35 protein-coding genes are annotated in these 25,852 nt (G+C 60.1%); 15 read left to right on the plus strand and 20 right to left on the minus strand.

Annotation, left to right across the window (positions count from 1 at the left end):
• Positions 1-58 precede the first annotated feature (58 nt).
• Positions 59-316, minus strand: a complete 258-nt coding sequence (locus tag LIY45_RS12240) for a hypothetical protein (RefSeq protein WP_226476492.1) — start codon at positions 314-316, stop codon at positions 59-61.
• A gap of 181 nt (positions 317-497) precedes the next feature.
• Between LIY45_RS12240 and LIY45_RS12245 the strand changes: the two genes are divergently transcribed.
• Positions 498-707, plus strand: a complete 210-nt coding sequence (locus LIY45_RS12245) for a hypothetical protein (RefSeq protein ID WP_008434269.1) — start codon at positions 498-500, stop codon at positions 705-707.
• A gap of 103 nt (positions 708-810) precedes the next feature.
• On the opposite strand, the gene LIY45_RS12250 is transcribed toward LIY45_RS12245, so the two are convergent.
• Positions 811-1,395, minus strand: a complete 585-nt coding sequence (locus tag LIY45_RS12250; RefSeq protein WP_003216157.1) for a YajG family lipoprotein — start codon at positions 1,393-1,395, stop codon at positions 811-813.
• A 184-nt stretch (positions 1,396-1,579) separates the two neighbouring features.
• On the opposite strand from LIY45_RS12250, the gene LIY45_RS12255 reads away from it, so the two are divergent.
• On the plus strand, positions 1,580-1,813 hold the full coding sequence (locus LIY45_RS12255) for a hypothetical protein (RefSeq protein ID WP_017477714.1): 234 nt from the start codon (positions 1,580-1,582) through the stop codon (positions 1,811-1,813).
• An 8-nt stretch (positions 1,814-1,821) separates the two neighbouring features.
• Here LIY45_RS12255 and LIY45_RS12260 read toward each other — a convergent pair whose 3' ends face one another.
• Entirely contained in the window at positions 1,822-2,142 is a 321-nt protein-coding gene (locus LIY45_RS12260; protein WP_152416375.1) for a hypothetical protein, read from the minus strand.
• A gap of 397 nt (positions 2,143-2,539) precedes the next feature.
• On the opposite strand from LIY45_RS12260, the gene mqo reads away from it, so the two are divergent.
• Positions 2,540-4,048 (plus strand): malate dehydrogenase (quinone), encoded by a 1,509-nt coding sequence (gene mqo / locus LIY45_RS12265; protein ID WP_063027175.1) that lies wholly within the window; start codon positions 2,540-2,542, stop codon positions 4,046-4,048.
• 94 nt (positions 4,049-4,142) lie between these two features.
• Here mqo and LIY45_RS12270 read toward each other — a convergent pair whose 3' ends face one another.
• The 4 genes from LIY45_RS12270 to LIY45_RS12285 form a co-directional block, all read right to left on the minus strand.
• Positions 4,143-4,430 carry a PA4642 family protein gene (locus LIY45_RS12270; protein ID WP_063027173.1) on the minus strand — a complete coding sequence of 96 codons (288 nt, stop codon included), beginning with the start codon at positions 4,428-4,430 and terminating at the stop codon, positions 4,143-4,145.
• A 208-nt stretch (positions 4,431-4,638) separates the two neighbouring features.
• The gene (locus LIY45_RS12275) at positions 4,639-5,124 is read right to left on the minus strand and encodes a hypothetical protein (protein WP_226476493.1); all 486 of its coding nucleotides are present in this window, start codon (positions 5,122-5,124) and stop codon (positions 4,639-4,641) included.
• Between the two features lie 35 nt (positions 5,125-5,159).
• Positions 5,160-5,627: a WbuC family cupin fold metalloprotein gene (locus LIY45_RS12280; RefSeq protein WP_226476494.1), complete on the minus strand. Its 468-nt coding sequence runs from the start codon at positions 5,625-5,627 to the stop codon at positions 5,160-5,162.
• A 3-nt stretch (positions 5,628-5,630) separates the two neighbouring features.
• Positions 5,631-6,188 carry a hypoxanthine-guanine phosphoribosyltransferase gene (locus tag LIY45_RS12285; protein ID WP_076014418.1) on the minus strand — a complete coding sequence of 186 codons (558 nt, stop codon included), beginning with the start codon at positions 6,186-6,188 and terminating at the stop codon, positions 5,631-5,633.
• Between the two features lie 165 nt (positions 6,189-6,353).
• Between LIY45_RS12285 and upp the strand changes: the two genes are divergently transcribed.
• On the plus strand, positions 6,354-6,992 hold the full coding sequence (gene upp / locus LIY45_RS12290) for a uracil phosphoribosyltransferase (RefSeq protein ID WP_003216149.1): 639 nt from the start codon (positions 6,354-6,356) through the stop codon (positions 6,990-6,992).
• Between the two features lie 2 nt (positions 6,993-6,994).
• Positions 6,995-8,269, plus strand: coding sequence for a uracil-xanthine permease family protein (locus tag LIY45_RS12295; RefSeq protein ID WP_226476495.1), 1,275 nt, complete (start codon positions 6,995-6,997; stop codon positions 8,267-8,269).
• Positions 8,270-8,407: 138 nt separating this feature from the next.
• On the opposite strand, the gene hisC is transcribed toward LIY45_RS12295, so the two are convergent.
• From hisC to LIY45_RS12345, 10 genes are all read right to left on the minus strand, one after another.
• Entirely contained in the window at positions 8,408-9,460 is a 1,053-nt protein-coding gene (gene hisC / locus LIY45_RS12300) for a histidinol-phosphate transaminase (protein ID WP_226476496.1), read from the minus strand.
• 3 nt (positions 9,461-9,463) lie between these two features.
• The gene (hisD, locus tag LIY45_RS12305) at positions 9,464-10,789 is read right to left on the minus strand and encodes a histidinol dehydrogenase (protein WP_017477720.1); all 1,326 of its coding nucleotides are present in this window, start codon (positions 10,787-10,789) and stop codon (positions 9,464-9,466) included.
• 127 nt (positions 10,790-10,916) lie between these two features.
• Positions 10,917-11,552, minus strand: a complete 636-nt coding sequence (gene hisG, locus LIY45_RS12310; protein WP_003188599.1) for an ATP phosphoribosyltransferase — start codon at positions 11,550-11,552, stop codon at positions 10,917-10,919.
• Positions 11,553-11,799: 247 nt separating this feature from the next.
• Entirely contained in the window at positions 11,800-13,065 is a 1,266-nt protein-coding gene (gene murA / locus LIY45_RS12315) for a UDP-N-acetylglucosamine 1-carboxyvinyltransferase (RefSeq protein WP_017477721.1), read from the minus strand.
• Between the two features lie 23 nt (positions 13,066-13,088).
• The gene (locus LIY45_RS12320; RefSeq protein WP_017477722.1) at positions 13,089-13,328 is read right to left on the minus strand and encodes a BolA family protein; all 240 of its coding nucleotides are present in this window, start codon (positions 13,326-13,328) and stop codon (positions 13,089-13,091) included.
• A 114-nt stretch (positions 13,329-13,442) separates the two neighbouring features.
• On the minus strand, positions 13,443-13,748 hold the full coding sequence (locus LIY45_RS12325) for an STAS domain-containing protein (protein ID WP_010170571.1): 306 nt from the start codon (positions 13,746-13,748) through the stop codon (positions 13,443-13,445).
• The gene (locus tag LIY45_RS12330) at positions 13,745-14,398 is read right to left on the minus strand and encodes an ABC transporter substrate-binding protein (RefSeq protein WP_017477723.1); all 654 of its coding nucleotides are present in this window, start codon (positions 14,396-14,398) and stop codon (positions 13,745-13,747) included. The genes LIY45_RS12325 and LIY45_RS12330 overlap by 4 nt, the downstream gene beginning before the upstream one ends.
• An 11-nt stretch (positions 14,399-14,409) precedes the next feature.
• Positions 14,410-14,877, minus strand: coding sequence for an outer membrane lipid asymmetry maintenance protein MlaD (gene mlaD, locus LIY45_RS12335; RefSeq protein WP_017477724.1), 468 nt, complete (start codon positions 14,875-14,877; stop codon positions 14,410-14,412).
• A complete protein-coding gene (gene mlaE, locus LIY45_RS12340) occupies positions 14,877-15,674 on the minus strand; it encodes a lipid asymmetry maintenance ABC transporter permease subunit MlaE (RefSeq protein ID WP_226476497.1) in 798 nt (265 codons plus the stop codon). Before mlaE ends, mlaD begins: the two co-directional genes overlap by 1 nt.
• A complete protein-coding gene (locus LIY45_RS12345; protein WP_003216128.1) occupies positions 15,674-16,483 on the minus strand; it encodes an ATP-binding cassette domain-containing protein in 810 nt (269 codons plus the stop codon). The genes mlaE and LIY45_RS12345 overlap by 1 nt, the downstream gene beginning before the upstream one ends.
• Before the next feature lie 289 nt (positions 16,484-16,772).
• On the opposite strand from LIY45_RS12345, the gene LIY45_RS12350 reads away from it, so the two are divergent.
• The 10 genes from LIY45_RS12350 to LIY45_RS12395 all read left to right on the plus strand — a co-directional run bounded on the left by LIY45_RS12350 (position 16,773) and on the right by LIY45_RS12395 (position 23,822).
• Positions 16,773-17,747, plus strand: a complete 975-nt coding sequence (locus tag LIY45_RS12350; protein WP_017477726.1) for a KpsF/GutQ family sugar-phosphate isomerase — start codon at positions 16,773-16,775, stop codon at positions 17,745-17,747.
• Entirely contained in the window at positions 17,748-18,272 is a 525-nt protein-coding gene (locus LIY45_RS12355; RefSeq protein ID WP_010170579.1) for an HAD family hydrolase, read from the plus strand.
• Between the two features lie 8 nt (positions 18,273-18,280).
• Complete coding sequence (lptC, locus tag LIY45_RS12360) at positions 18,281-18,853, plus strand: LPS export ABC transporter periplasmic protein LptC (RefSeq protein ID WP_003216122.1); 573 nt, start codon at positions 18,281-18,283, stop codon at positions 18,851-18,853.
• Positions 18,840-19,412: a lipopolysaccharide transport periplasmic protein LptA gene (gene lptA, locus LIY45_RS12365; RefSeq protein WP_023659193.1), complete on the plus strand. Its 573-nt coding sequence runs from the start codon at positions 18,840-18,842 to the stop codon at positions 19,410-19,412. The genes lptC and lptA overlap by 14 nt, the downstream gene beginning before the upstream one ends.
• Complete coding sequence (gene lptB / locus LIY45_RS12370; protein WP_154744722.1) at positions 19,412-20,137, plus strand: LPS export ABC transporter ATP-binding protein; 726 nt, start codon at positions 19,412-19,414, stop codon at positions 20,135-20,137. The genes lptA and lptB overlap by 1 nt, the downstream gene beginning before the upstream one ends.
• A 184-nt stretch (positions 20,138-20,321) precedes the next feature.
• Positions 20,322-21,815: an RNA polymerase factor sigma-54 gene (locus LIY45_RS12375; protein WP_026078000.1), complete on the plus strand. Its 1,494-nt coding sequence runs from the start codon at positions 20,322-20,324 to the stop codon at positions 21,813-21,815.
• A 75-nt stretch (positions 21,816-21,890) separates the two neighbouring features.
• Complete coding sequence (gene raiA, locus LIY45_RS12380) at positions 21,891-22,196, plus strand: ribosome-associated translation inhibitor RaiA (protein ID WP_017477729.1); 306 nt, start codon at positions 21,891-21,893, stop codon at positions 22,194-22,196.
• A 12-nt stretch (positions 22,197-22,208) separates the two neighbouring features.
• Positions 22,209-22,673: a PTS IIA-like nitrogen regulatory protein PtsN gene (gene ptsN / locus LIY45_RS12385; protein ID WP_226476498.1), complete on the plus strand. Its 465-nt coding sequence runs from the start codon at positions 22,209-22,211 to the stop codon at positions 22,671-22,673.
• Positions 22,674-22,675: 2 nt separating this feature from the next.
• The gene (gene rapZ / locus LIY45_RS12390; protein WP_027604814.1) at positions 22,676-23,533 is read left to right on the plus strand and encodes an RNase adapter RapZ; all 858 of its coding nucleotides are present in this window, start codon (positions 22,676-22,678) and stop codon (positions 23,531-23,533) included.
• A gap of 16 nt (positions 23,534-23,549) precedes the next feature.
• Positions 23,550-23,822, plus strand: a complete 273-nt coding sequence (locus LIY45_RS12395; RefSeq protein ID WP_017138240.1) for an HPr family phosphocarrier protein — start codon at positions 23,550-23,552, stop codon at positions 23,820-23,822.
• 39 nt (positions 23,823-23,861) lie between these two features.
• On the opposite strand, the gene LIY45_RS12400 is transcribed toward LIY45_RS12395, so the two are convergent.
• Genes LIY45_RS12400 through LIY45_RS12410 form a run of 3 tightly spaced genes read right to left on the minus strand, consistent with a single transcriptional unit; the run spans position 23,862 to position 25,843 of the window.
• Positions 23,862-24,755, minus strand: a complete 894-nt coding sequence (locus LIY45_RS12400; protein WP_226476499.1) for a ZIP family metal transporter — start codon at positions 24,753-24,755, stop codon at positions 23,862-23,864.
• A gap of 31 nt (positions 24,756-24,786) precedes the next feature.
• Positions 24,787-25,398 (minus strand): superoxide dismutase, encoded by a 612-nt coding sequence (locus tag LIY45_RS12405; RefSeq protein WP_076014428.1) that lies wholly within the window; start codon positions 25,396-25,398, stop codon positions 24,787-24,789.
• Between the two features lies 1 nt (position 25,399).
• Complete coding sequence (locus tag LIY45_RS12410; protein WP_226476500.1) at positions 25,400-25,843, minus strand: hypothetical protein; 444 nt, start codon at positions 25,841-25,843, stop codon at positions 25,400-25,402.
• Between the last annotated feature and the right edge of the window lie 9 nt (positions 25,844-25,852).

The raw sequence follows: 25,852 nt of genomic DNA on the forward strand, positions 1-25,852 counted from the left end.
TTGACTGACACCGCGCTTTCGCGAGCAAGCCCGCTCCCACATTTGTTTCAGGGTGCTCTTACAATCGGGTACTGAACAAGGACACCAGCAATGCCAGCCCCAGACAGGCAAACCCCAGCCGGTAGAACAGGCGATGGGTACGCTGGGTCAGCACATCAAGAAACAGCATCGGTTGATCAATGGCACGCAGCTCGCTTTGCGCGGCAAGCCTGGCTATCGCGCGCTGTTCCCGCAGGCGCGTGATAAACAGCAACCAAGCCGCCGGGCAGGCCAGCAACAGGGCAAGGGAATTGAGCAGTAGTGCGGTCAGCGACATCGCAAACCTCGATGTTTCAGTGTCTTGGTATCAGTTCAGATACAAACCTGAATGATATGCGCCGCCTGCGCGTTATTACTCCTTCCCCATTGACGGCTAATGTATCCAGTAATTTACAGCGTCACCTGAACGTCACCTTAACAAGCCACTCTGTTGCCCTTCGAAAGCCCGGGAGCTTGTCATGTTGCACGCGCAGAACCAGGATCGACTGTATTTGATTGCCCCAAGCGACGAACAAGAGGCGCTGGTAGGCGGCCTCGCGTTCAATGTGCAGGACCGCCACTGGCTGGTGTATTGCGCCCTCGGCGGGCATCAGCATGCCGACCTGCCGGAGCTGGATTTACTGACTGGGGTGAGTGTGCTGGACTTTTATGTCGAAACGGCGGCATGAAAACCGCAGGCGTAAAAAAACCGGGCTCATCGCTGAGCCCGGTTGATCGTTCCCACGCGCCGCAAAGGAATGCCGACTGGGGCGCTCCGCGCCCGCCTGACAGTTATTGCGAGCTGAGCAGCGAACCGATACTCGGGTCCTTGAACAGACGCGTCAGGGCATCGCTCAACACATCGCTGACCAGCTTGGTGTTGGTTTCCTGATTCGGCGCCATGCCGAAGCGCTGGTCCAGGGAGGCACCGTAACGGCCACTGTAGCGACGGGTGCCGGCAGTCACGTCGGACTTGAAGGTCGCGCCGATGGTGGCTTCAGTCACGTACAGGCCTTCCTTGGGCGACTGATACTTCAGCTCGGCCAGGGTAATGGTCAGTTGTGGAGCACCGGGCGAGTTGGACGGGGTGAAGCCCAACAGGCGCACGGCCGCTTCGGCCTGGGCTTGCAGCTTGGGCAGCACGTCCGCACCGGTCACCGTGATGGCACTGGTTTCCGGGTACAGGCCGCCACGGGTGCCGAGGGTCGGCGACGGACGCCCATCAACCACACGCACCGACACCGGCTGGCCATGGCCGACAGGCGCCAGCTGGGTGGTGATTTTCGGTTGCGGGCTGAGTTGTTGCGGGCTGTGGGCGCAGCCAACCAGGGTCAAACTGGTCACAGTGATCAAACCGAACAACAGGCGTTGCAACATACTCATTTCTCCAGGACTAGATGCAAACAGGGCGCCAGTATAACGGTGAGCGCTCGCCACTCACCAGAATTCCTGAACGGCGCCTGAACTGTCAGCGAAATTACAATTTTCACACAGAACCGTCACCCCACTGTCATGCCAGACTGCCAATCTTCGCAGCATGTAACGAACCGGGTACAAAATAATGCGCCTTCTCAAATCATTGTTCTTTTCCCACGACCATCTTCGCCATTTCGCCCTGCTCGACGCCCAAGGCTGCTGCCAGGCCTTCAAGCAGTGCAGCCTGCCGCCCGTCGGCGAAGGCTGGGTCGAAGTCGAAGAGACTCGCCTGAGCTGGATGCACCGCCCGCTGCCGGCCAGCGCCCGCATCAACCCACGGGTTTCGCAGCCACAGCAACGGCATGTGTTGGCCTCCTGACCAGACTGCTAATAAAAGTCATTAAACACGCCCATTTGCGCGCATTTCTTCGCTACAATCTCCCCCCGATTATAAGGACGTCTCCTGATCGGGCCTCGCAGCATCGCTAATGCACTGGTATTAGCTCCCCGCACCGCCCACAGAGAGCCGCCCACACAGATCGAGTGAAGCTGGCGAGCTTGCTGTTTTCTCTGCAAACCATCGTCTTTACCCGAATCTGCCAGAGCTGCCATGCGCTCGGCCACTTGAGTTGTTTGCCCGTTTTGCCGCTTGCCGGCAGTGATTTCGGGCCAGGTGCCAGGCTGGGGCAGCCCTTTTTTGAGGTTCACGTCTTCAAAAGAGCGTGAAAAAAACGGGTTTTCACAACTTCACAAGAGTGTGGCGAGCAAATGAATAGTTTTGCGTTTGTACAAGCACCATCAGCGTCTGGAACAGCCCCACCACACAGGACCGAGTACTCCTCAAAAACCGGAGCTTGAAGCCTGTCCGCTACGGATTTGGTTGCACGATCGGACGAGCTTGACCATAAGTCGAATTGCCACAGGTGCCCTTAAATGCGTTCATACGCAGATCAGGCCCGGTCGGCAGCGTCCGCTTGCGATAAATTGCGAAGAATCGGACATGGCGATCCTGGCCATGGGTAACCTGGGGCATCACGTGAACCGCCCCGTCACTCCTGGCAGCCATGCCGTCAATTTGGTGCTGCAGATTTTGGAGACGCGTTAAATGGCGCATAACGAAGCAGTCGACGTAGTACTGGTAGGTGCGGGCATCATGAGTGCCACCCTCGCCGTACTGCTCAAAGAGCTCGACCCCGGCCTCAAGCTGGAAGTCGTTGAGCTGATGGATTCGGGTGCCGCGGAAAGTTCCAACCCGTGGAACAACGCCGGTACCGGCCACGCCGGGCTGTGTGAGCTGAACTACACACCGCAGGCCGCTGACGGCTCCATCGACATCAAGAAAGCCGTGCACATCAACACCCAATTCGAGGTGTCGAAGCAGTTCTGGGCTTACTTGACCAAGAAAGGCACCTTTGGCTCGTCCAAGTCCTTTATCAGCCCCGTGCCGCACCTGAGTTTCGTACAGGGTGAGAAAGGCGTGTCGTTCCTCAAGAAGCGCTTTGAAACCCTCAGCCAGCACCACGCGTTCTCGGACATGCACTACACCGAAGACCGCAGCGAGATGGCCGAGTGGATGCCGCTGATGATGCCCGGCCGCCCGCTGGACGAAAAAATTGCTGCCACCCGCGTGATGAACGGCACCGACGTCAACTTCGGCGCCCTGACCAACCAACTGCTCTCGCACCTGACCAGCGCACCGGATGCCCAGGTCAAGTACAGCAAGCGCGTCACCGGCCTCAAGCGCAACGGCGCCGGCTGGACCGTGAGCATCAAGGACGTCAACAGCGGCAATTCCCGTGATGTGGACGCCAAGTTCGTGTTCCTCGGCGCCGGTGGCGCGGCCCTGCCGCTGCTGCAAGCCTCGGGCATCGAAGAAAGCAAAGGCTTCGGCGGTTTCCCGGTCAGCGGCCAGTGGCTGCGTTGCGACAACCCGGAAGTGGTCAAGCATCACCAGGCCAAGGTCTACAGTCAGGCGGCCGTGGGTTCGCCACCGATGTCGGTGCCGCACCTGGACACCCGTGTGGTCGACGGCAAGAAGTCCCTGCTGTTCGGGCCCTACGCCGGCTTCACCACCAAGTTCCTCAAACACGGCTCGTTCCTTGACCTGCCCCTGTCGATTCGCGCCGGCAACATCGGCCCGATGCTGGCCGTGGCCCGGGACAACATGGACCTGACCAAGTACCTGGTCAGCGAAGTGCGCCAGTCCATGGAGCAGCGCCTGGAATCCCTGCGTCGCTTCTACCCCGAGGCGAAAGCCGAAGACTGGCGCCTGGAAGTGGCCGGCCAACGGGTGCAGATCATCAAGAAAGACCCGAAGAAAGGCGGCGTGCTGCAATTCGGTACCGAACTGGTTGCGGCCAAGGACGGTTCGTTGGCCGCCCTGCTGGGCGCATCCCCAGGCGCTTCGGTGACGGTGTCGATCATGCTGGAACTGATCGAACGCTGCTTCCCGACCAAAGCGGCCGGTGAATGGGCTGCCAAGCTGCACGAGATCTTCCCGGCTCGGGAAAAGGTCCTGGAGACCGATGCCGAGCTGTATCGCAAGATCAACACGCAGAACAACATCAGCCTGGAACTGGTTGAGCAGAGCAGCGAGACCGAAAGCTACGCTTGAGCGTCGTGACGCAGAGCGTCAGTTGATGCATTCCCACGCAGAACGCAGGAACGAAAAACGCCCCGAACGGGGCGTTTTTTTTCGCCCGCAACAATCAGCCGCGAGCTTGTTCGATCAGCTCGATGTACTCAGCAGCGTTGCGCTGGTCCTTGATCACTTCAACGAAGGTCTGGCCATGCTCGTCCTTGCCATCGAGGTCCAGGCCGGCTTCCTTGAAAAAGCCCAGGAAGCGCTCGAAGTCGTCGATACGCAGGCCACGGTAGGCCTTGATCAGCTTGTGCAGGGACGGCGAAGTGGCGTCTACCGGCTCGAAATCCAGGAACAGCTTGATTTGCTCGTCGCCGATTTCATCACCAATCACCTGTTTCTTATCTTTACGCATTACCGACTCCAGCCTGCAGACATTTACACGGGAAAAGCAGTTTACCTGCGGCACAGCGGCTTCGAAAGCGACGCGAACCAATGTGGGAGCTGGCTTGCCTGCGATAGCGGTGCATCAGTAACAGATGAGCCAACGGACCCACCGCTATCGCAGGCAAGCCAGCTTCCACATTGACTGTATTTACGCCACCGAATCCGCGTCGGCTGGATTATTTGGCGCGCACCGCCCCGGTGTGCAAATCGGCCCAGATATGGCCGTTGGCGTAGCTGAGGAACTGCACATAGACCGTGTCGTTGCGCAGCAGATCGACGATCACCCGATACTGGGTCATCGGGTACGACAAGGTCAGGGTTTTGCTTTTATCGTCGAACACCGGTTTTTTCAGGCTTTTGCTTTCGGCATCGAAGTTGAGGATCACCTGGGCGAGGGTCGCGCCCTTGTTCAGGGGCTTGCCCTTGAGGCGGATCATCAACGGCGAGGTCACCGGGATCGGCTGCTGGGTGGATTGGCGTTGGTTGCCGACCACCACCGAATACTCGGTGACTTGCAGCAATTGCTGCTGGTCCGCAGCTTCGGCGCGCAAGGTCAGGTCGTCAGGCGGCAGGAACTGGCTGTGCAACGGCGCCGGAGCGGCCGCCAGGGGCAAACTGAGGGTCAGCGCCAGGGCGGCGCAACTGCGGATCAAAAGGCGCATGGGCCGCTCCGTGGAAGATGGCCCAGCACTTTAGCTCAATCGAACTGGGCAAGCATCCAGCGCTGATACTCAGCCACTTCAGCGTCGCCTTCACGGGGAGCCCAACTGGCCAGCTCACCCTCGCCCACCGGTCGATACGGTCCGGCTTTGCATTCGAACATCAAAGTATCGGGCTCCAGCACCACCAGGCCGTGAAACACCCCGGGCGGCAAATCAACGCCCTGGCACTCACCGCCCGCCTGCATCACGCGCTTGGCCAGCACCTCGCCGGTCTCGCTGAAAATCAACAAGCCAAGACGGCCCTTCAGCACCAGCAAGGTTTCCGCCTTATCGGCACTCAGATGACGATGAGGCGGCACATAGGTGTTGGGCTGCATTGCGACGACCATGCGATGGCATGGCTCTTCCATCTGATGAAAGTTGTGGTGATGCCGGCCACGAGGACTGTCAGCCGCTCTCTCGGCCAACTCTGCAAACAGCGTTTGATCAAGAAAGCTGGCCATTGATTACATCCCCTTAACGGCGTAGATCCCATTGGCATTACGCCAGTAGCCTTTGTAGTCCATGCCGTAACCGAAGATGTAACGGTCAATGCATGGCAGGCCTACGTAATCGGCCTTCAGGTCCGGACGGGCCTTGCGGTCGTGGTTCTTGTCGATCAGCACGGCGGTGTGCACTTTACGCGCGCCAGCGTGTTTGCAGAAGTCGATGATCGCGCCCAGGGTGTGTCCTTCGTCGAGGATGTCGTCGATGATCAGCACATCGCGGTCGATGAACGAGACTTCCGGCTTGGCTTTCCAGAACAGGTCGCCGCCGCTGGTTTCGTTGCGATAGCGGGTGGCGTGCAGGTAGGACGCTTCCAGCGGGAATTGCAGATGGGTGAGCAATTTGCCGGCGAAAATCAGGCCACCGTTCATCACGCAAAAGACCACCGGGTTGGTGTCGGCCATTTCACGGGAGATGTGCGCGCCGACCTTGGCGATGGCCTCTTCGACTTGCGCTTCGGTGTACAGGCAGTCAGCCTCGCGCATGATTTGACGGATATGCTCGAGATCAGCGGACATGGCGCTCTCCAAGGGGGTGCTGTGGCAAGAAAAGCGGGCAAAGGTACGCATGTGAGGCGCAACGTTCAAGCCTTAATGGACTAACGTACTAGATGTCTATAGGACAACACCCTCGGATAGATTAATCTAGGCCGCTTTTTTTGCCCGCCGCCGGAGCCTTTCCCCATGCCCATCCGTGAGATCCGCCACCCGCTGATCCGACATAAACTCGGCCTTATGCGCCGCGCCGACATTAGCACGAAGAACTTCCGCGAGCTTGCTCAGGAAGTCGGAGCGCTGCTCACCTACGAGGCGACCAAAGACCTGCCCCTGGAAAACTACGAGATCGCCGGTTGGTGTGGTCCCGTCCAGGTCGAGAAAATCGCCGGCAAGAAGATTACCGTGGTACCGATCCTGCGCGCCGGTATCGGCATGCTCGAAGGTGTACTCAGCCTGATCCCGGGCGCCAAGGTCAGCGCCGTGGGCGTGGCCCGCAACGAAGAGACACTGCAGGCCCACACCTACCTGGAAAAACTCGTACCGGAAATCGACGAGCGCCTGGCGATGATCATCGACCCGATGCTCGCCACCGGCAGCTCGATGGTTGCCACCATCGACCTGCTGAAAAAAGCCGGCTGCAAGGACATCCGCGCCATGGTGCTGGTGGCCGCCCCCGAAGGCATCGCCGCCGTCGAGAAAGCCCACCCGGACGTGCTGATCTACACCGCCTCGATCGATGAACGCCTGAACGAACACGGCTACATCATCCCGGGCCTGGGCGACGCCGGCGACAAGATCTTCGGTACCAAGCAGAAGGACGCGTGACCATGCAGGATGAATTCAACGACCCGCTTTGGCGCCAGATCCTGTCTGGCGCACAGATGCTCTTCGTAGCATTTGGCGCGCTGGTGTTGATGCCGCTGATCACCGGTCTCGATCCAAACGTCGCCCTGTTTACCGCAGGCTTGGGCACCTTGTTGTTCCAAGTGGTCACCGGGCGCCAAGTGCCGGTGTTCCTGGCGTCGAGCTTTGCGTTTATCACTCCGATCATTCTCGCCAAGGGCCAGTTCGGCCTCGCGGCGACCATGGGCGGCGTGATGGCGGCAGGTTTCGTTTACACCTTCCTGGGCCTGGCGGTGAAGATCAAGGGCACCGGTTTCATCGACCGGCTGCTGCCGCCGGTGGTGATCGGGCCAGTGATCATTTCCATCGGCCTGGCCATGGCGCCGATTGCCGCCAACATGGCGATGGGCAAGGCGGGTGACGGTAGCGAGTTGATCCACTACCAGACCGCCATGCTGATCTCGATGCCGGCGCTGCTGACCACGCTGATCGTGGCGGTGTTCGGCAAAGGCATTTTCCGCCTGGTGCCGATCATCTCCGGCGTGCTGGTGGGTTTCGCCATGTCGTTCTACTTCGGTGTAGTCGATACAGCGAAGATCGCTGCCGCACCGTGGTTCGCCCTGCCCCACTTCACCGCGCCGGAATTCAACTGGCAGGCGATCCTGTTTATCGTCCCGGTAGCCCTGGCCCCGGCCATCGAACACATCGGTGGTGTGATTGCAGTGGGCAGCGTGACTGGTCGCGACTACCTGAAGAAGCCTGGCCTGCACCGCACGCTGCTGGGTGATGGTATCGCCACCACCGCTGCCGGCCTGTTCGGCGGCCCGCCCAACACGACCTACGCGGAAGTGACGGGCGCAGTGATGCTGACCAAGAACTACAACCCGAAAATCATGACCTGGGCGGCGGTGTTTGCCATCAGCCTGGCGTTTATCGGCAAGTTCGGCGCGCTGCTGCAAAGCATTCCAGTCCCGGTAATGGGCGGGATTCTGTGCCTGCTGTTCGGTTCGATTGCTGCGGTGGGGATGAACACCCTGATCCGCCACAGGATCGACCTGGGCGAAGCACGCAATCTGGTGATTGTGTCGGTGACCCTGGTGTTCGGGATTGGCGGCGTGCTGGTAGGTACCGGCACCGGCCCGGATGACTTTGGCCTGAAGGGCATTGCCCTGTGTGCGGTGGTAGCGATTGCATTGAATCTGCTGCTGCCGGGCAATGACGGCTGGAAGCACAAGAAGCCGGATGAGCCGTTGCTGTAAGGCTTTAGCTTTTCGGTGTTGCTGATGGCCTCATCGCGGGCAAGCCCGGCTCCCACAGGGGACTGCATTCTTTCTGACAGTGCATTCCAATGTGGGAGCCGGGCTTGCCCGCGATGGCGCCGGTTCAGTCAATGACGATTACAGCTCGCCCAACGCATCGATCAGCGCCTGATTCTGCTCTGGCGTGCCGATGCTGATCCGCAGGAACTGGGCAATCCGCTCCTGCTTGAAGTGCCGCACGATCACCCCTTGTTCCCGCACTTTGGCCGCCAGCCCGGCAGCGTCGTGCCGTGGGTGACGGGCAAAGATGAAGTTGGCCGCAGACGGCAACACTTCAAACCCCTTGGCCTGCAGTTGCGCCACCAGCTTTTCACGGCTGTCGACTACCCACTTGCAGGTGTTCTGGAAGTATTCGCGGTCTTCAAAAGCGGCGGCCGCGCCGACAATCGCCAGCCGATCCAGCGGATAGGAGTTGAAGCTGTTCTTGACCCGCTCCAGCGCCTCGATCAGGTCCGGGTGGCCCACGGCCAGGCCCACCCGCAAACCGGCCAGGGAGCGCGACTTGGAGAGGGTCTGGGTCACCAGCAGGTTCGGGTAGCAGTCCACCAGGCTGATAGCGGTTTCGCCGCCGAAGTCGATATAGGCTTCATCGACCACCACCACCGAGTCCGGGCTGGCCTTGAGGATTTGCTCCACGGCGTCCAGCGCCATTACGCAACCGGTCGGCGCATTCGGGTTCGGGAAGATGATCCCGCCGTTGGGCTTGGCGTAGTCCGACACGCGGATCTGGAACTGCTCATCCAGCGGCACGGCGTCGAAGGCAATGCGGTAAAGGCCGCAGTACACCGGGTAGAAACTGTAGCTGATGTCCGGGAACAGCAGCGGCAGGTCGTGCTGGAACAAACCGTGGAAGATGTGCGCCAGGACTTCATCGGAACCGTTGCCGAGGAACACCTTGCCCGCGTCGATCCCGTAATACTTCGCCACCGCCTGCTTGAGCAGGTCGCTGTTGGGGTCCGGGTACAAACGCAGGTTGTCGTTCAGCTCGGCCTGCATGGCCGCCAGCGCCTTGGGCGATGGGCCGTAGGGGTTTTCATTGGTGTTGAGTTTCACCAGTTTGGTCAGCTTCGGTTGCTCACCGGGCACGTAAGGCACGAGATCCTTGACGAGCGGGCTCCAGAATTTGCTCATGTTTCAGTTCCCCTGCTTATCGTCAACGATGCGGTATTCGGCGCTGCGGGCGTGGGCGGTCAGCGACTCGCCACGGGCCAGCACGGACGCGGTCTTGCCCAGCTCCGACGCGCCCTGGGGCGAGCAGAAGATGATCGACGAGCGCTTCTGGAAGTCATACACGCCCAGGGGCGAGGAGAACCGCGCGGTGCCCGAGGTCGGCAACACGTGGTTGGGGCCCGCGCAGTAGTCGCCCAGGGCTTCGCTGGTGTGGCGGCCCATGAAGATCGCGCCCGCGTGACGAATCAGCGGCAGCCAGGCTTGTGGGTCGGCGACGGACAACTCCAGGTGTTCCGGCGCAATGCGGTTGGCCACCTCGATGGCCTGCTCCATGTCGCGCACCTGGATCAGGGCACCACGGCCATTGATCGACTTCTCGATGATCTCGGCGCGCTCCATGGTCGGCAGCAGCTTGGCGATGCTCGCTGCCACCTTGTCCAGGAATTCGGCGTCCGGGCTGACCAGGATCGCCTGGGCGTCTTCGTCGTGCTCGGCCTGGGAGAACAGGTCCATGGCGATCCAATCCGGGTCGGTCTGGCCGTCACACACCACGAGGATTTCCGAAGGACCGGCGATCATGTCGATGCCGACCTGGCCAAATACATGGCGCTTGGCCGTGGCCACGTAGATGTTTCCCGGGCCCACCACCTTGTCGACCTTCGGCACGCTTTCGGTGCCATAAGCCAAGGCCGCCACGGCTTGGGCGCCACCGATGGTGAACACGCGATCGACGCCCGCGATGCAGGCCGCTGCCAGCACCAGTTCGTTGATTTCGCCGCGCGGCGTAGGCACCACCATGACCACTTCGGTCACGCCGGCCACCTTGGCCGGAATCGCGTTCATCAGTACCGAGGACGGGTACGACGCTTTGCCGCCCGGCACGTACAGGCCGGCGCGGTCCAGCGGCGTGACCTTCTGGCCCAGTACGGTGCCGTCGGCCTCGGTGTAGCTCCAGGAATCCTGTTTCTGTTTCTCGTGGTAGCTGCGCACCCGTGCGGCCGCCACTTCGAGGGCTTCGCGCTGGGGCGCGGTGATGCGGGTCAGGGCCAGTTCCAGGCGCTCGCGGGGCAGGATCAGGTCGGCCATGGAGGCGACGTCCAGGCCATCGAACTGCCGGGTGAAATCCACCAGCGCCGCGTCACCGCGCTCGCGCACGGCCTTGATGATGTCGAGCACCCGCTGGTTGACCGTATCGTCGGACACGCTTTCCCAGCTCAGCAGATGATCCAGATGATGGGCGAAATCCGGGTCGGCAGCGTTGAGTCGGGCAATTGCAGTGGACGTGGTCATAGCGAGGGCCTCAATAGAATTGGCAAAAACTCAGGCGCCCTAAACTAGCAGTCGTTTCCGCTTGGGCACCTGAGAATTCTGGCTATGAGGCGGATAGACGGGCGCGGCTTAGGGCCGCGCGGGTGAGTCAACCGCGGTGTCGAGACTCCACTGCCTTGCGCAGGGTATCGATCAACGCCTGGATACGGGCGTGCTGCATTTTCATCGAAGCTTTGTTGACGATCAGGCGGGAGCTGATGTCGGCGATAAAGTCCTGGGGCTCCAGGCCGTTGGCGCGCAGGGTGTTGCCGGTGTCGACCACGTCGATGATCTTGTCGGCCAGGCCGATCAGCGGTGCCAGCTCCATCGAACCGTAAAGCTTGATGATGTCGACCTGGCGACCTTGCTCGGCGTAGTAGCGCTTGGCGACGTTGACGAACTTGGTCGCCACCCGCAGGCGGCCCTTGGGCTCGACGTCACCGACGCGGCCGGCGGTCATCAGCTTGCACAGGGCAATACGCAGGTCCAGCGGCTCGTACAGGCCCTGGCCGCCGTATTCCATCAACACGTCTTTACCCGCGACGCCGAGGTCGGCCGCGCCATGCTCAACGTAGGTTGGCACGTCGGTGGCACGCACGATCAGCAGGCGAACGTCGTCCTGGGTCGTGGGGATGATCAGCTTGCGGCTCTTGTCCGGATTCTCGGTTGGCACGATGCCCGCTTCAGCCAGAAGCGGCAAAGTGTCGTCAAGGATGCGGCCCTTGGACAGTGCGATGGTCAACATGGGAAACGTCAGTCCTTCATCAGGCTATTGCTGTCCGGTCGCAATCGGCGCCAGACACAGATCGAGGCCATTACAGCCTCGATTTGAAACAAATCAGTTAACAGCATACATCGTCCTGTGGCGAGGGCGCTTGCTCCCGCTGGGGCGCGAAGCGGCCCTGGTCTTTGTTTAAAAAGACGGGGACTGCTGCGCAGTCCAGCGGGAGCAAGCTCCCTCGACACAATGACCGTGTTTGCAGTTCCTGGAACTAGCCCGGTACGCGGCGGATTTTCGCGCCGAGCATCTGCAGCTTCTCTTCGATGCACTCGTAACCACGGTCTATGTGGTAAATGCGGTCGATCAGGGTGTCGCCGTCAGCGCACAGCGCCGAGATCACCAGGCTGGCCGAGGCACGCAGGTCGGTGGCCATCACTGGCGCGCCCTTGAGCTTCTCGATGCCGGTCACGATGGCAGTGTTGCCTTCGACCTGGATCTTGGCGCCCATGCGGTGCAGTTCATACACGTGCATGAAGCGGTTTTCGAAGATGGTCTCGATCACGGCACCGGTGCCTTCGGCAATCGCGTTCAGGGAAATGAACTGCGCCTGCATGTCGGTCGGGAACGCCGGGTACGGAGCAGTACGCACGTTGACGGCTTTTGGCCGCTTGCCGTGCATGTCCAGCTCGATCCAGTCTTCGCCGGTGGTGATCTCGGCGCCGGCTTCCTTGAGTTTTTCCAGGACGGCTTCAAGGATCGTCGGATCGGTGTCCTTGACCTTGACGCGGCCACCAGTGACGGCAGCAGCCACCAGGTAGGTACCGGTCTCGATGCGGTCCGGCATCACTTTGTAGGTGGCCGAATGCAGGCGTTTCACACCTTCGATGGTGATGGTGTCGGTGCCGGCGCCGGTGATGTTGGCGCCCATGGCGATCAGGAAGTTGGCCAGGTCGACCACTTCAGGCTCGCGCGCGGCGTTTTGCAGGACGCTGCGGCCGTTGGCCAGGGCAGCAGCCATCATGATGTTCTCGGTACCGGTCACGCTGACGGTATCAAAGAAGAAGTTCGCGCCACGCAGGCCGCCTTCCGGCGCCTTGGCCTTGATGTAGCCGCCTTCGACGTCGATGGTTGCCCCCATGGCTTCGAGGCCACGGATGTGCAGGTCCACTGGACGCGAACCGATGGCGCAACCGCCAGGCAGTGCGACTTCGGCTTCGCCGAAACGGGCAACCATCGGGCCCAGCACCAGGATCGAGGCGCGCATGGTTTTCACCAGCTCGTACGGTGCGATCAAGGTCTTGATGGTGCGCGGGTCGATTTCGACGCTGAGTTTCTCGTCGATCACCGGCTCGATGCCCATGCGACCGAACAGCTCGATCATGGTGGTGATGTCGTGCAGGTGCGGCAGGTTGGCCACGGTAACCGGGCCATCGCACAGCAAGGTCGCTGCCAGGATCGGCAGGGCGGAGTTCTTCGCCCCGGAAATACGGATCTCGCCATCAAGACGAGCACCGCCGGTAATAATCAATTTATCCATAAGAATCTCGACGCCTTGGGGGCTCAGGTGCGCTCGGCCCAGGCCGCGCGGCTGAAAAATTTCATAGTGACCGCATGGATGCTGCCATCGGTGATCCACGGGTTCAAATGGGCATAGATCTGCTGCTGACGCTTGACCGGGCTCAATGCCGCCAGTTCATCGCTAATCACGTTCAGCTGGAAGTTACAGCCTTCGCCCTCAACTTCTACTTGAGTTTCGGGGAGCTTTTCTTCGAGAAAGCGCTTCACTTCTAAGGCCTGCATGCTCAACCTCTATCGGCGCCCAGTGCGCGCGGGTCGCACATCATACAAAAAAGCCCCGCGCCTGCGAACCCCGCATAGCAGGACTCTGACGGGGGGCTTCTTTAATAATGCGTATTAAGGATGCGCCAACAGCTCGGTCAGCCCGGAAACTTCAGCGATTTCACGCATGTCTTCGGGCAGCGCACGGATGCTCACCGGCTTTTTGACAGCCTGCGCATCACGCATGAAACACAGCAGCAACGACAAGCCGACACTGCTGGACTTCACCACCGCCGAGCAATCCAGCACCAGCGCGGACGCGGTGCTGGCGTTGATCAGCGCTTGGCCCTGCTTGCGCAGGGCTGGCCCGGTGCTGTAATCCAGCACGCCGCTGAGCAGCAGCTCACCGGACTCGCCAAGGCGAATGGCCGACTCGGTCATTGGGCAGGCTTCCCGGCAGCTTTGTCGGTTTCTTCCTTGGCCTTGGCCACTTCACCGGCCCAACCATTGATGGTTTTGTCCAGGTCGTTGCCATTGCGCTGCATGGCGTCCGCGAACTGGTCACGGAACAGCTTGCCAATGTTGATACCGTTGATCACGACGTTACGCAGTTTCCACTCGCCATTGATCTTCGTCAGGGTATAGGACACCGGATACACCGCGCCATTGGTGCCTTTCACGGTCATGCCAACTTCGGCACGGTCACCCGTTTCGGACTTCGGCGCATCAACCGTAATGCCCTGGTTGTTGTACTCGAGCAATGCGTTGCCATAGAACTGGAACAGGCCGCGCTTGAAGTTTTCCTGGAAGCGGGTCATCTGCTCCGGGGTCGCCTTGCGCGAGTATTTGACGGTCATGATGCTTTTGGAAATGCCTTCAGCATCCACCACAGGCCCGACAATCGTGTTCAGCGCGTTATAAAACTGACTCGGGTCTTGCTTGTACTTTTCCTTGTTGGCGCTCAGGTCAGCCAACATCTTGTTGGTGGTGTCCTGCACCAGGTCATGTGCAGAGCCGCCGGCAGCGGCGTTAGCCATCAACGGCAGTGCCGCGAGCAGTACCAACAGGCCACGTCGCAAAGTAGAGATCATCAACACATTCCTCATTTGGCGTCTTTATTGACGGTATTGAGCAGGAATTTACCGATCAAGTCCTCCAGCACCAACGACGACTGTGTGTCATGAATGGTCGAACCATCCTTGAGCAGAGCTGTTTCCCCGCCCACGCTGATACCGATGTACTTCTCGCCCAGCAAACCAGCGGTGAGGATAGACGCAGTGGAGTCAGTCGGCAGGTTATCGACCTTCTTGTTCACTTGCATCGTCACCCGGCCGGTGAAGCTGTCGCGGTCCAGATCGATCGCCGTGACCTTGCCGATGGTTACACCCGCCATGGTCACTTTAGCTCTGACAGTCAAACCGGCGATATTGTCGAAGTAGGCGTAAAGTTTATAAGTATCGGCGGTGGGGCTGGCCGATAGGCCGCTGACTCGCAGGGCGAGCAACAGTAAAGCCAGGATGCCAGCCAGCAAGAAAAGGCCGACACCGATTTCCACAGTGCGGTTTTGCATCAGAAATCTCCAAACATCAAGGCGGTCAAAATGAAGTCAAGGCCCAGTACCGCCAGCGAGGCGTACACAACGGTCTTGGTGGTGGCGCGACTGATCCCCTCTGAAGTGGGCTCACAGTCGTAGCCTTGGAATACGGCGATCCAGGTCACTACAAAGGCGAAAACGATGCTTTTAATGATGCCATTGAGCACATCACCGCTGAAGGTCACGCTGTTTTGCATGTTGCCCCAGTAGGAACCGTCGTAGACCCCCAGCCAGTCAACCGCCACCCACGAACCGCCCCAGATGCCCACCACGCTGAATACCATCGCCAGCAGTGGCAGGGAGATGAAGCCGGCCCACAGGCGCGGGGCAACAATGTACTTGAGCGGGTCGACACCGATCATTTCCAGGCTGGACAGTTGCTCGGTGGCCTTCATGTTGCCGATTTCGGCCGTCAGCGCCGAGCCGGCACGTCCGGCAAACAGCAGCGCAGTCACCACCGGGCCCAACTCGCGCAACAGCGTCAGGGCGACCATCTGCCCCACCGCCTGCTCGGAACCATAGCTGGACAGGATATTAAAGCCCTGCAGCGCCAGCACCATACCGATGAATACCCCGGAGACCACAATGATCACCAGGGACATTACGCCCACCGAGTGCAGTTGCTTGATCAGCAGGCCGAAACCGCCGCCAATACCGCCGCGGCCGAGCAAGGCATGAAACAGGAAAATCGTCGAGCGGCCCAGCACACCGATGATATCGATGCCGGAGCGGCCGAAAAGGCGAACCTTTTCGAGTAAAGATTTCTTGCGCATCAGCGCTTCCCCAGAAGATCTGAGCGGTAGTCCGCTGCCGGAAAGTGAAAAGGCACCGGGCCATCGGGATCGCCGGTCATGAATTGGCGAATGCGCGGGTTATCAGCGTTCATCAGCTCTTCAGGCGTGCCCTGCCCCAGCACCTGACCATCGCCCACGACATAAAGGTAGTCGGCAATGCTCGCGGTCTCGGCCAGGTCGTGGGAGACCACGATACTGGTGATACCCAGTGCGTCGTTGAGCAGGCGGATCAGGCGCACCAGGACGCCCATGGCGATCGGGTCCTGGCCAACGAAAGGCTCGTCGTACATGAGAATTTGCGGGTCGAGGGCGATGGCACGCGCCAGGGCGACACGACGCTTCATGCCACCGGACAGCTCGTCGGGCATCAAATCGATGGCACCGCGCAGCCCGACGGCCTGCAATTTCAGCAACACAATGTCACGAATCATCTCATCGGACAGCTGTGTGTGCACCCGCAGCGGGAACGCCACGTTTTCGAATACGTCGAGATCGGTAAACAACGCACCGCTCTGGAACAGCACTCCCATGTGCTTGCGCGCATCGAACAGATCGCTGCGCGAGAGGGTCGGCAGGTTCTGGCCATTGACCCAGACTTCACCGGCGGAGGGGCGCAATTGCATGCCCATCAGGCGCAACAGCGTCGTCTTGCCGCAGCCGGAAGGCCCCATGATGCCCGTGACTTTGCCGCGGGGAATGCGAATATCCACATTATTGAAGATGCTGCGCGTACCGCGCTTGAAGGACAGACCCTTCAGCTCGACCGCGTAGGCGTTATCGGCACTCATCTAAACTCCTTGGGATGCAGCCTTTCACTCAGACACCTTGTTTTCGACAAATGCTTGCGCCGAATAGACAAAAAGGCTGCGCGGACCGAACTGGCGGCGAACTATATCACTGCTGGTGCAGCGCCCCCAAGGCCGGAACAGAGCTTGTTCAGAAACAGGACAGGTAATAAATCGCAATATTAAGGGTTGCTCGGAGGCTTGACTAAATAAAGGCTGACGAACTTACGTGAGCGATTCGATCATTACCGCTATAATCGCCGACTTTTCGTCAGGCTATACGATTTCAGACATGAGCCAATCCAGCGACCTTATTCAATCCGCACAACGCACCATCCGCCTCGAGCTTGAAGCCGTAGAAGGTTTACTGGCCCATATCGACGCGGATTTCGTACGCGCCTGCGAGATGATTCTGGCCAGCAAGGGCCGCGTCGTCGTGGTCGGCATGGGCAAATCCGGGCATGTTGGCAACAAGATCGCCGCCACCCTGGCAAGCACCGGGACCACCGCGTTCTTCGTGCATCCGGCCGAAGCCAGCCACGGCGACATGGGCATGATCACCCGGGACGACATCATCCTGGCACTGTCCAACTCCGGCACCACCAACGAAATCGTGACCCTGCTGCCGCTGATCAAGCGCCTGGGCATCCAGTTGATCAGCGTGACCGGCAACCCGGACTCGACGCTGGCAAAAGCCGCCGAAGTGAATTTGAACGTACACGTTGCCCACGAGGCCTGCCCGCTGAACCTGGCACCGACCTCCTCCACCACCGCCGCCCTGGTCATGGGCGATGCGCTGGCCGTGGCCCTGCTGGAAGCCCGCGGGTTTACCGCCGAAGACTTCGCGTTTTCCCACCCGGGCGGCGCCTTGGGCCGTCGTCTGCTGCTTAAAGTGGAAAATGTGATGCACGCCGGCGACGAGTTGCCGCAAGTGGCGCGGGGCACCCTGCTTAAAGACGCCTTGATGGAAATGACCCTCAAGCGCCTGGGCATGACCGTGATTCTGGAAGACGATGGGCGCCTGGCCGGGGTTTTCACCGACGGTGACCTGCGTCGCACCCTGGACCGCAACCTCGACATCCAGACCGCCACCATCGACGAAGTCATGACGCCCCACGGCAAGACCGCCCGCCCTGACATGCTTGCGGCCGAAGCGCTGAAGATCATGGAAGACCATAAAATCCTGGCGCTGGTGGTGGTCGACAGTGACGACCGCCCGGTTGGCGCCCTGAACATGCACGATTTGCTGCGTGCGGGAGTGATGTAAATGACCACCGACCTGTTGCAACGGGGCAAAAACATCAAGCTGGCGATTTTCGACGTCGACGGCGTGCTGACGGATGGCCGCCTGTACTTCCTGGAAGACGGCAGCGAATTCAAGACCTTCAATACCCTCGACGGCCAAGGCATCAAGATGCTGATGGCAGCGGGCGTGCAAACCGGCATCATCAGCGGTCGCAAGACCCCGGTTGTTGAACGCCGCGCACAAAACCTGGGGATTCCTCACCTGTATCAGGGCCGCGAGGATAAACTGGTGGTTCTGGACGAGCTTCTTGGCCAACTCAACCTAAGCTATGAACAGGTTGCCTACCTCGGTGACGACTTACCCGACCTGCCGGTGATTCGCCGGGTCGGCCTGGGCATGGCCGTGGCCAATGCGGCGGCGTTCGTTCGCGAACACGCCCATGGTGTGACGACAGCCCGTGGCGGCGAAGGCGCCGCCCGCGAGTTCTGCGAGTTGATTCTGCGCGCCCAAGGCAGCCTTGAAGCGGCTCACGCCGCCTACCTATAGAGCGTTTTATGCTGAGTAAAAAGATTCGCAATTTCCTGATACTTGCAGTCATCGCCGCGGTTTTTCTCGCGGTCGGCTACTGGAATATCAGCCCGGAGCGCTTCCTCGACAAGCCGGTTGCACAGGTTGACGAGAGCGCTATCGACTATTACGCCATCAACGCCCACAGCATTCAGTACCTGCCCGATGGCAAGGTCCAGTATGAGATGACCTCCGACAAGGTCGAACACTTGAAGGCATCCGAGGTCACGTTATTGACCAAGCCGGACATGAACCTGTACCGCGGCGCCGAATTTCCGTGGCACGTCACCAGCGAGCGTGGCGAGGTCAACCCGGACGGCACCCAAGTGGAACTGATTGACTCGGTACGGGTAGCCCGCACTGACGCCAAGAACCGCGACACCATTATTACCAGCAGTCGCATGACCGTATTCCCACAGAAGCAATATGCGCAGACCGAGCAAGACGTTAGAATTGACGGCGCTGGCGGTGTATCGACTGGCAAGGGAATGAAAGCGTATTTGAAAGAAAGCAGGATACACCTGCTATCGAACGTAAGAGGACAGTATGAGGCTCGTTAAAACCCTCCCTATTTTGCTCGGCCTGGGCGCAGCACTGGGAAGCGTGAGCGCCTGGGCTCTGCCGAACGATAGCCAGCAACCGATCCACATTCAGGCTGACGATGCGCAGCTGGATGACAAGCAAGGTATCGCGACCTACACCGGTAGCGTGATCATCACCCAGGGCTCGATGAAGGTGACGGGTAACACCGTGACGCTGACTCGTACCCCGGCAGGCGATATCGACGTGGTCACTTCGGTGGGCAATCTGGCGTATTTCGAACAACTGCAGAAAGTGGGCGACCCTACGCCGGTCAAGGGCTATGGCAAGACGATCCAGTACCACGCCCAGCAAAACCGCATCGTGCTGATCGACCAGGCCCGTGTCATCAACGACGGCAACACCACCGACGGCGAAAAAATCGTCTACGACACGGTGAAGCAGATTGCCCAGGCCGGTCGTGCCACCGGCTCGAAAATCAGCACGCCGAAGCCGCGTATCGACATGGTTATCCAGCCGAAGCAGAAACCGGGCGCAGCCCAGCCGGCGCCGAAACCCGACGCGAAGAAGGCGAATTAATGGCAACCCTGAAAGCCCAGCATCTGGCCAAGGCCTATAAAAGCCGTCAGGTCGTGCGCGATGTCAGCCTGTCGATCGACAGCGGGCAGATCGTCGGCTTGCTCGGCCCCAACGGTGCCGGCAAGACCACCTGCTTCTACATGATCGTCGGCCTGGTACAGGCCGATCAAGGCCGCGTGCTGATCGACGACCTGGACGTGAGCCACCAGCCTATGCACGGCCGTGCGCGGGCGGGTATCGGCTATCTTCCCCAGGAAGCATCGATCTTCCGCAAACTGTCGGTTTCCGACAACATCATGGCCATCCTCGAGACCCGCAAGGAACTCGACCGCGCCGGGCGCAAGAAAGAGCTGGAAAGCCTGCTGCAGGAATTCCACATCAACCACATTCGCGACAACCTCGGCATGAGCCTTTCCGGCGGCGAGCGTCGTCGCGTGGAAATCGCCCGCGCCCTGGCCACTGCACCGAAGTTCATCCTGCTGGACGAACCTTTCGCCGGTGTCGACCCGATCTCCGTCGGCGACATCAAGCAGATCATCCATCACCTCAAGGCCAAGGGCATCGGTGTGTTGATCACCGACCACAACGTCCGCGAGACCCTCGATATCTGCGAAACCGCGTATATCGTCAACGATGGACAGCTGATTGCCGAAGGTGACTCCGCCACTATCCTGGCCAACGAACTGGTCAAGGAAGTGTATCTGGGTCACGAGTTCCGCCTGTAAACACGGTGGTATCAGGCCATTCGCCATGGAGCGCGGTAGTCAATAAAAACCTCAGTATTTTTATTGTTACCGCGCTCTAGGCAAAGCCCCCGATATCAGGCATATAATTTGCTTATGTTTGGCGCTCACGCGCCCTGTCGTGGATGGCGCATTGCGCCGGCGAATAAGGTGTTAAGCCCCTGCCATGAAACCATCGCTAGTCCTGAGAATGGGCCAGCAGCTGACGATGACACCGCAGCTGCAACAGGCCATCCGCCTGCTCCAATTGTCGACCCTGGACCTGCAACAGGAAATCCAGGAGGCCCTGGAGTCCAATCCGATGCTCGAACGCCAGGAAGAAGGCGACGACTTCGACAATGCAGACCCGCTGGCCGACAACATCGAGCAAAAGCCCAACCCCGACGTACAGGAACCCTCCTACCAGGAAACCGCCCCCACGGTCGACAACCTCGAGGAAGGCGAATGGAACGAACGCATTCCCAACGAGCTTCCCGTGGACACCGCCTGGGAAGACGTCTACCAGACCAGCGCCAGCAGCCTGCCCAGCAACGATGATGACGAGTGGGACTTCACCACCCGTACGTCCGCCGGCGAGAGCCTGCAGAGCCATTTGCTCTGGCAACTGAACCTGGCCCCGATGTCCGACACCGATCGCCTGATCGCTGTGACCCTGATCGATTGCATCAACAATCAGGGCTACCTGGACGAGACCCTTGAGGAGATCCTCGAGGCCTTCGACCCGGAACTGGACATCGAGCTGGACGAAATCGAAGCCGTCCTGCACCGCATCCAGCAATTCGAGCCCGCCGGCATCGGCGCCCGCACCCTCAGCGAGTGCCTGCTGCTGCAATTGCGCCAATTGCCGGCCAAGACCCCTTGGCTGGCCGAAGCGCAGCGCCTGGTCACCGACTATATCGACCTGCTGGGCAGCCGCGACTACAGCCAGCTGATGCGCCGCATGAAGCTCAAGGAAGATGACCTGCGCCAGATCATCGAGCTGGTGCAAAGCCTCAACCCTCGCCCTGGCTCGCAGATCGAGTCCAGTGAAGCCGAATATGTCGTGCCCGATGTGATCGTGCGCAAGGACAACGAGCGCTGGCTGGTGGAGCTGAACCAGGAATCGGTACCGCGCCTGCGGGTCAATCCGCAATACGCAGGTTTTGTGCGCCGCGCCGACACCAGCGCCGACAACACCTTCATGCGCAACCAGCTTCAGGAAGCCCGCTGGTTCATCAAGAGCCTGCAGAGCCGCAACGAAACCCTGATGAAAGTCGCCACCCAGATCGTCGAGCACCAGCGCGGCTTCCTGGAATACGGCGACGAAGCCATGAAACCGCTGGTATTGCATGACATCGCCGAGGCGGTAGGCATGCACGAATCAACGATTTCCCGGGTGACCACGCAAAAATTCATGCATACCCCACGGGGTATATATGAGCTGAAATACTTTTTCTCCAGCCACGTCAGCACCTCCGAAGGCGGCGAATGCTCGTCCACGGCGATCCGCGCGATCATCAAAAAACTGGTTGCCGCGGAAAATCAGAAAAAGCCGTTGAGTGACAGCAAGATCGCTGGTTTACTGGAGGCACAAGGCATTCAGGTCGCCCGTCGAACCGTCGCCAAGTACCGCGAGTCCCTTGGGATCGCGCCTTCCAGCGAGCGTAAGCGTTTGATGTGACGGGCGGGCCATAGCGTTCCAGTGGCGGGTATTCCTACCCGTCGCTTTATGCACTGGCAACGAAGGAGAAGCTGTATGCAAGTCAACATCAGTGGACACCATGTAGAAGTCACCCCTCCATTGCGCGAATACGTCGAGCTGAAGCTGCGGAAGCTTGAGGGCCATTTCGACAAGATCACCAACGTGCAGGTCATCATGAAGGTCGACAAGCTTCAGCAGAAAATCGAAGCGACACTTCAGATACCTGGTGGCGAAGTGGTCGCCAATGCCGAACATGAAGACATGTATGCATCAATCGACTTGCTCACAGACAAGCTTGACCGCCAACTTAAAAAGCATAAGGAAAAGCAGCAGAGCCTTCTTCAAGGCACCGGCCGCTAACACTCCCCACCCATGATCCGACTTGAAACCATCCTGACCCCCGGCCGTTCCCTCGTGAACGTGCCGGGCGGCAGTAAAAAGCGCGCCCTCGAACAAATTGCCAACCTGATCAGCCGCGAAGTGCCTGAGCTGGATGAGCAGATTGTGTATGAGGCACTGATTGCCCGTGAAAAACTCGGTTCGACCGGTTTTGGCAACGGCATCGCCATTCCTCACTGCCGCCTGCGAGGCTGTGAGTCTCCAGTCAGCGCCCTGCTGCACATGGAAAAACCTATCGATTTCGACGCCATCGACGGCGCGCCGGTCGACCTGCTGTTCGTGCTGCTGGTCCCCGAAGCTGCCACCGATGCGCACCTGGAACTGCTTCGGCAGATCGCCAGCATGCTCGACCGCAAGGAAGTACGCGACAAACTGCGTAGTGCCTCAAGCAATGAGGCGCTCTATCAGGTTGTCCTGGATGAACAAAACGGGCATTAATCATGCGTTTGATCATCGTCAGCGGCCGTTCCGGCTCAGGTAAAAGTACGGCCCTCAATGTGCTTGAGGACAACGGTTTCTATTGCATCGACAACCTGCCCGCTGGCCTGCTGCCTGAACTGGCAGAGCGGGCACTGATTCATACCGAGCTGGCACAACCGCTGGTCGCCGTGTCGATCGACGCCCGCAACCTGCCCAGCCACCTCACACGTTTCCCGGAACTGCTTGAAGAAGTGCGGGCCAAGCACATCCATTGCGATGTGCTGTACCTGGACGCCGACGAAGAGACCCTGCTCAAGCGCTTCTCCGAAACCCGTCGCCGCCACCCACTGAGCAGCCCTCATCGCTCCCTGGCCGAAGCCATCGAAGACGAGACCAAGCTGCTCGGGCCGATCATTGACCTGGCCGACCTCAAGATCAACACCACCAGCCTGAACCTGTATCAACTGCGCGACGCGATCAAGCTGCGCCTGCTGAATCAGCCAGAGCCGGGCACCGCTTTCCTGGTGGAGTCGTTTGGCTTCAAGCGCGGCATGCCGGTGGATGCCGACCTGGTATTTGATGTGCGTTGCCTGCCCAACCCGTACTGGAAGCCGGAATTGCGCGATCAGTCGGGGCTGGACCAACCTGTGGCCGATTATCTGGCGGCGCAACCGGATGTCGAGGAGATGTTCCAGGACATCTCCAGCTACCTGCTCAAATGGCTGCCGCGTTTTGCGGCCAGCAACCGGGCTTATGTCACCATCGCCATTGGCTGCACCGGCGGCCACCACCGCTCCGTCTACCTGACCGAACGCCTGGGCCAGGTGCTGCAACAAACCCTCAAGAACGTCCAGGTTCGCCACCGCGACCTCAGCTGAAAGGAACACCCCCGCGATGCCCGCTCTGGAAATTGAAATCATCAACAAGCTGGGCCTGCACGCCCGGGCCTCGGCCAAGTTCGTCGGCGTCGCCGGGCAGTTCCCTTGCCAGATTCGCGCCGGGCGCACCCCGGAATCCATGGTCGACGGCAAGAGCATCATGGCCATGATGATGCTGGCTGCGGGCAAGGGCACGAAGATTCACTTGAAGACAGAAGGCGAGCAAGAGCAGGAAGCGATGGATGCGCTGGTGAAGCTGATCAATAACTACTTCGACGAAGGCGAGTAAACCCGCCTCCCTGTGACAGCGTGAAGCCGGCAGGCGGCTTCACCCCAACGCCGTATCCATCACCATCATCAAGCAAAACCCGATGCAGAGCCCCAAGCTGGCAAGCTTGTCATGGCCATTGCGCCGCGACTCGGGAATGACTTCGTGAGTCACCACCAGCAGCATCGCCCCGGCCGCCAGCGCCAGCCCCAACGGCAACAGCACCTCCGCCAGGCTCACCAGCCAGGCACATAGCACCGCAAACACCGGCTCCACCAGCCCTGACGCCGCGCCGATCAGGAACGCCTTGACCCGCGACATACCCGCTCCGGCCAGCACCAGCGCAATCACCAATCCCTCCGGCACATCCTGCAAGGCGATGCCCATGGCCAGGCTGTCGGCATCGGGCATGCCGCCGCCTGTCGAGACACCCACCGCCATGCCTTCGGGAATGTTGTGGGCAATGATGGCGAACACAAACAGCCAGATACGCGGCGGTATCATCGGATGTTCCGGACTGCCCACCAGCATTTCCGGGCTGGCGCCGGAGACCTTGCGATCCACCAGGTACAACCCGAATGCGCCCAGCATGATGCCGAAACTGATCAAGCCACTGGCAGCCCAGGGCGTCAGCCCCAGGCTTTGCGCAGCCGCAATACTCGGCACGATCAGCGAAAACGCCGTCGCGGCCAGCATTACCCCGGCGCCGAAGCCGAGCAGCGTGTCGCTCACCGCCAACGGCATTCGGCGGATCACCAGTACCGGCACGGCGCCCAAGGCAGTGCCAAGCGCGCAAATCGCACCACCTTGCAAGGCCCGCAGAATGCGGGGTTCCAGGTCCAGCCAGGCCAGCCCTTGGGCCACCAGCAATGCAGTGCCTGCCAATAGCAGCAGCGAGCCAAACGCATAACGAAACATTCGCACGCTGCTGATCGCCAGTGTTTCAGTGCCCATAGTCGGCCTTAGATCTTGTTATGGAGGAATTTCAGCCCAGCGCAGCCTGGTAGCGTCCGGCAACTTCTGGCCAGTTGATGACGCTGTAGAACGCATTGATATATTCCGGACGACGGTTCTGATACAGCAGGTAGTAAGCGTGTTCCCAGACGTCCAGGCCCAGGATTGGCGTGTTGCCGTTCATCAGCGGGCTGTCCTGGTTGCCGCTGCTTTCCACCACCAGGGTCTTTTGCGGGGTCACGCTCAACCACGCCCAGCCACTGCCAAAACGGGTCAAGGCCGCTTTGGTGAAGGCCTCTTTGAACGCATCGAAACCGCCCAGCTGTTCGTCGATGGCTTTGCCCAGCGCACCGTCCGGTTTGCCGCCGCCCTTGGGCGACATCACTGCCCAGAACAACGAGTGGTTAGCGTGACCGCCGCCCTGGTTGATCACCGCCGCCCGCAGCTTTTCCGGCAGTTGCTGGACGCTGGACACCAGCTTCTCCACCGGCCAACCGGCAAACTCGGTGCCTTCGACGGCTGCGTTGAGGTTGTTGATGTAGGTCTGGTGGTGCTTGGTGTAGTGGATCTCCATGGTTTGCGCGTCGATATGCGGTTCAAGGGCATCGTAGGCGTAAGGCAGGGCCGGCAAGGTGTAGGACATATCAATGAGCTCCATAAAAAGGGCTGTTGCGGGTCGACGCATGCGATGGCGCCACGTTGCTGCCCAGCAGGCGGTGGGTACGTGGGTACTCACCGTGATCGCTGATGAAATTCAGCAGTTCGACGTAGGTCTTGCTGCTCTGGCGCAGGGCCGCTTCCCGCAATTGCGGGTTCAGGCGGGTGTCCTGCATGGTCTGCAACAGGCGCTGGTGAATGGCGCAGAGGTATTCCGCGCTCTCCTCCGGCTGGTTCAGGCGCAGGTGCAGGTCGGCCAGGTTGTGATGGGAAATGACGCAGGCCGCCACCGCTTCGTCGGCATCCGCCCAGCGCTCAAACAACACTTGAGCCAGGGCCAGGGCTTGCAGATAGGCCTCGCGGGCATCTACCAGCTCGCCCGCCATAAAGCAGCGATTGGCCCGTTCGATCGTGCGTTTCCAGTGCTCCATGGTGAGCCT

The sequence above is a fragment of the Pseudomonas sp. MWU16-30323 genome, assembly GCF_020515595.1.
GTDB lineage: Bacteria > Pseudomonadota > Gammaproteobacteria > Pseudomonadales > Pseudomonadaceae > Aquipseudomonas > Aquipseudomonas yamanorum.

What these genes read in the sequence shown, in the direction of transcription:
- LIY45_RS12240 (WP_226476492.1), bottom strand. Translation starts at nt 316, where the DNA reads ATGTCGCTGACCGCACTACTGCTCAATTCCCTTGCCCTGTTGCTGGCC.
- LIY45_RS12245 (WP_008434269.1), top strand. Translation starts at nt 498, where the DNA reads ATGTTGCACGCGCAGAACCAGGATCGACTGTATTTGATTGCCCCAAGC.
- LIY45_RS12250 (WP_003216157.1), bottom strand. Translation starts at nt 1,395, where the DNA reads ATGTTGCAACGCCTGTTGTTCGGTTTGATCACTGTGACCAGTTTGACC.
- LIY45_RS12255 (WP_017477714.1), top strand. Translation starts at nt 1,580, where the DNA reads ATGCGCCTTCTCAAATCATTGTTCTTTTCCCACGACCATCTTCGCCAT.
- mqo (WP_063027175.1), top strand. Translation starts at nt 2,540, where the DNA reads ATGGCGCATAACGAAGCAGTCGACGTAGTACTGGTAGGTGCGGGCATC.
- LIY45_RS12270 (WP_063027173.1), bottom strand. Translation starts at nt 4,430, where the DNA reads ATGCGTAAAGATAAGAAACAGGTGATTGGTGATGAAATCGGCGACGAG.
- LIY45_RS12275 (WP_226476493.1), bottom strand. Translation starts at nt 5,124, where the DNA reads ATGCGCCTTTTGATCCGCAGTTGCGCCGCCCTGGCGCTGACCCTCAGT.
- LIY45_RS12280 (WP_226476494.1), bottom strand. Translation starts at nt 5,627, where the DNA reads ATGGCCAGCTTTCTTGATCAAACGCTGTTTGCAGAGTTGGCCGAGAGA.
- LIY45_RS12285 (WP_076014418.1), bottom strand. Translation starts at nt 6,188, where the DNA reads ATGTCCGCTGATCTCGAGCATATCCGTCAAATCATGCGCGAGGCTGAC.
- upp (WP_003216149.1), top strand. Translation starts at nt 6,354, where the DNA reads ATGCCCATCCGTGAGATCCGCCACCCGCTGATCCGACATAAACTCGGC.
- LIY45_RS12295 (WP_226476495.1), top strand. Translation starts at nt 6,995, where the DNA reads ATGCAGGATGAATTCAACGACCCGCTTTGGCGCCAGATCCTGTCTGGC.
- hisC (WP_226476496.1), bottom strand. Translation starts at nt 9,460, where the DNA reads ATGAGCAAATTCTGGAGCCCGCTCGTCAAGGATCTCGTGCCTTACGTG.
- hisD (WP_017477720.1), bottom strand. Translation starts at nt 10,789, where the DNA reads ATGACCACGTCCACTGCAATTGCCCGACTCAACGCTGCCGACCCGGAT.
- hisG (WP_003188599.1), bottom strand. Translation starts at nt 11,552, where the DNA reads ATGTTGACCATCGCACTGTCCAAGGGCCGCATCCTTGACGACACTTTG.
- murA (WP_017477721.1), bottom strand. Translation starts at nt 13,065, where the DNA reads ATGGATAAATTGATTATTACCGGCGGTGCTCGTCTTGATGGCGAGATC.
- LIY45_RS12320 (WP_017477722.1), bottom strand. Translation starts at nt 13,328, where the DNA reads ATGCAGGCCTTAGAAGTGAAGCGCTTTCTCGAAGAAAAGCTCCCCGAA.
- LIY45_RS12325 (WP_010170571.1), bottom strand. Translation starts at nt 13,748, where the DNA reads ATGACCGAGTCGGCCATTCGCCTTGGCGAGTCCGGTGAGCTGCTGCTC.
- LIY45_RS12330 (WP_017477723.1), bottom strand. Translation starts at nt 14,398, where the DNA reads ATGATCTCTACTTTGCGACGTGGCCTGTTGGTACTGCTCGCGGCACTG.
- mlaD (WP_017477724.1), bottom strand. Translation starts at nt 14,877, where the DNA reads ATGCAAAACCGCACTGTGGAAATCGGTGTCGGCCTTTTCTTGCTGGCT.
- mlaE (WP_226476497.1), bottom strand. Translation starts at nt 15,674, where the DNA reads ATGCGCAAGAAATCTTTACTCGAAAAGGTTCGCCTTTTCGGCCGCTCC.
- LIY45_RS12345 (WP_003216128.1), bottom strand. Translation starts at nt 16,483, where the DNA reads ATGAGTGCCGATAACGCCTACGCGGTCGAGCTGAAGGGTCTGTCCTTC.
- LIY45_RS12350 (WP_017477726.1), top strand. Translation starts at nt 16,773, where the DNA reads ATGAGCCAATCCAGCGACCTTATTCAATCCGCACAACGCACCATCCGC.
- LIY45_RS12355 (WP_010170579.1), top strand. Translation starts at nt 17,748, where the DNA reads ATGACCACCGACCTGTTGCAACGGGGCAAAAACATCAAGCTGGCGATT.
- lptC (WP_003216122.1), top strand. Translation starts at nt 18,281, where the DNA reads ATGCTGAGTAAAAAGATTCGCAATTTCCTGATACTTGCAGTCATCGCC.
- lptA (WP_023659193.1), top strand. Translation starts at nt 18,840, where the DNA reads ATGAGGCTCGTTAAAACCCTCCCTATTTTGCTCGGCCTGGGCGCAGCA.
- lptB (WP_154744722.1), top strand. Translation starts at nt 19,412, where the DNA reads ATGGCAACCCTGAAAGCCCAGCATCTGGCCAAGGCCTATAAAAGCCGT.
- LIY45_RS12375 (WP_026078000.1), top strand. Translation starts at nt 20,322, where the DNA reads ATGAAACCATCGCTAGTCCTGAGAATGGGCCAGCAGCTGACGATGACA.
- raiA (WP_017477729.1), top strand. Translation starts at nt 21,891, where the DNA reads ATGCAAGTCAACATCAGTGGACACCATGTAGAAGTCACCCCTCCATTG.
- ptsN (WP_226476498.1), top strand. Translation starts at nt 22,209, where the DNA reads ATGATCCGACTTGAAACCATCCTGACCCCCGGCCGTTCCCTCGTGAAC.
- rapZ (WP_027604814.1), top strand. Translation starts at nt 22,676, where the DNA reads ATGCGTTTGATCATCGTCAGCGGCCGTTCCGGCTCAGGTAAAAGTACG.
- LIY45_RS12395 (WP_017138240.1), top strand. Translation starts at nt 23,550, where the DNA reads ATGCCCGCTCTGGAAATTGAAATCATCAACAAGCTGGGCCTGCACGCC.
- LIY45_RS12400 (WP_226476499.1), bottom strand. Translation starts at nt 24,755, where the DNA reads ATGGGCACTGAAACACTGGCGATCAGCAGCGTGCGAATGTTTCGTTAT.
- LIY45_RS12405 (WP_076014428.1), bottom strand. Translation starts at nt 25,398, where the DNA reads ATGTCCTACACCTTGCCGGCCCTGCCTTACGCCTACGATGCCCTTGAA.
- LIY45_RS12410 (WP_226476500.1), bottom strand. Translation starts at nt 25,843, where the DNA reads ATGGAGCACTGGAAACGCACGATCGAACGGGCCAATCGCTGCTTTATG.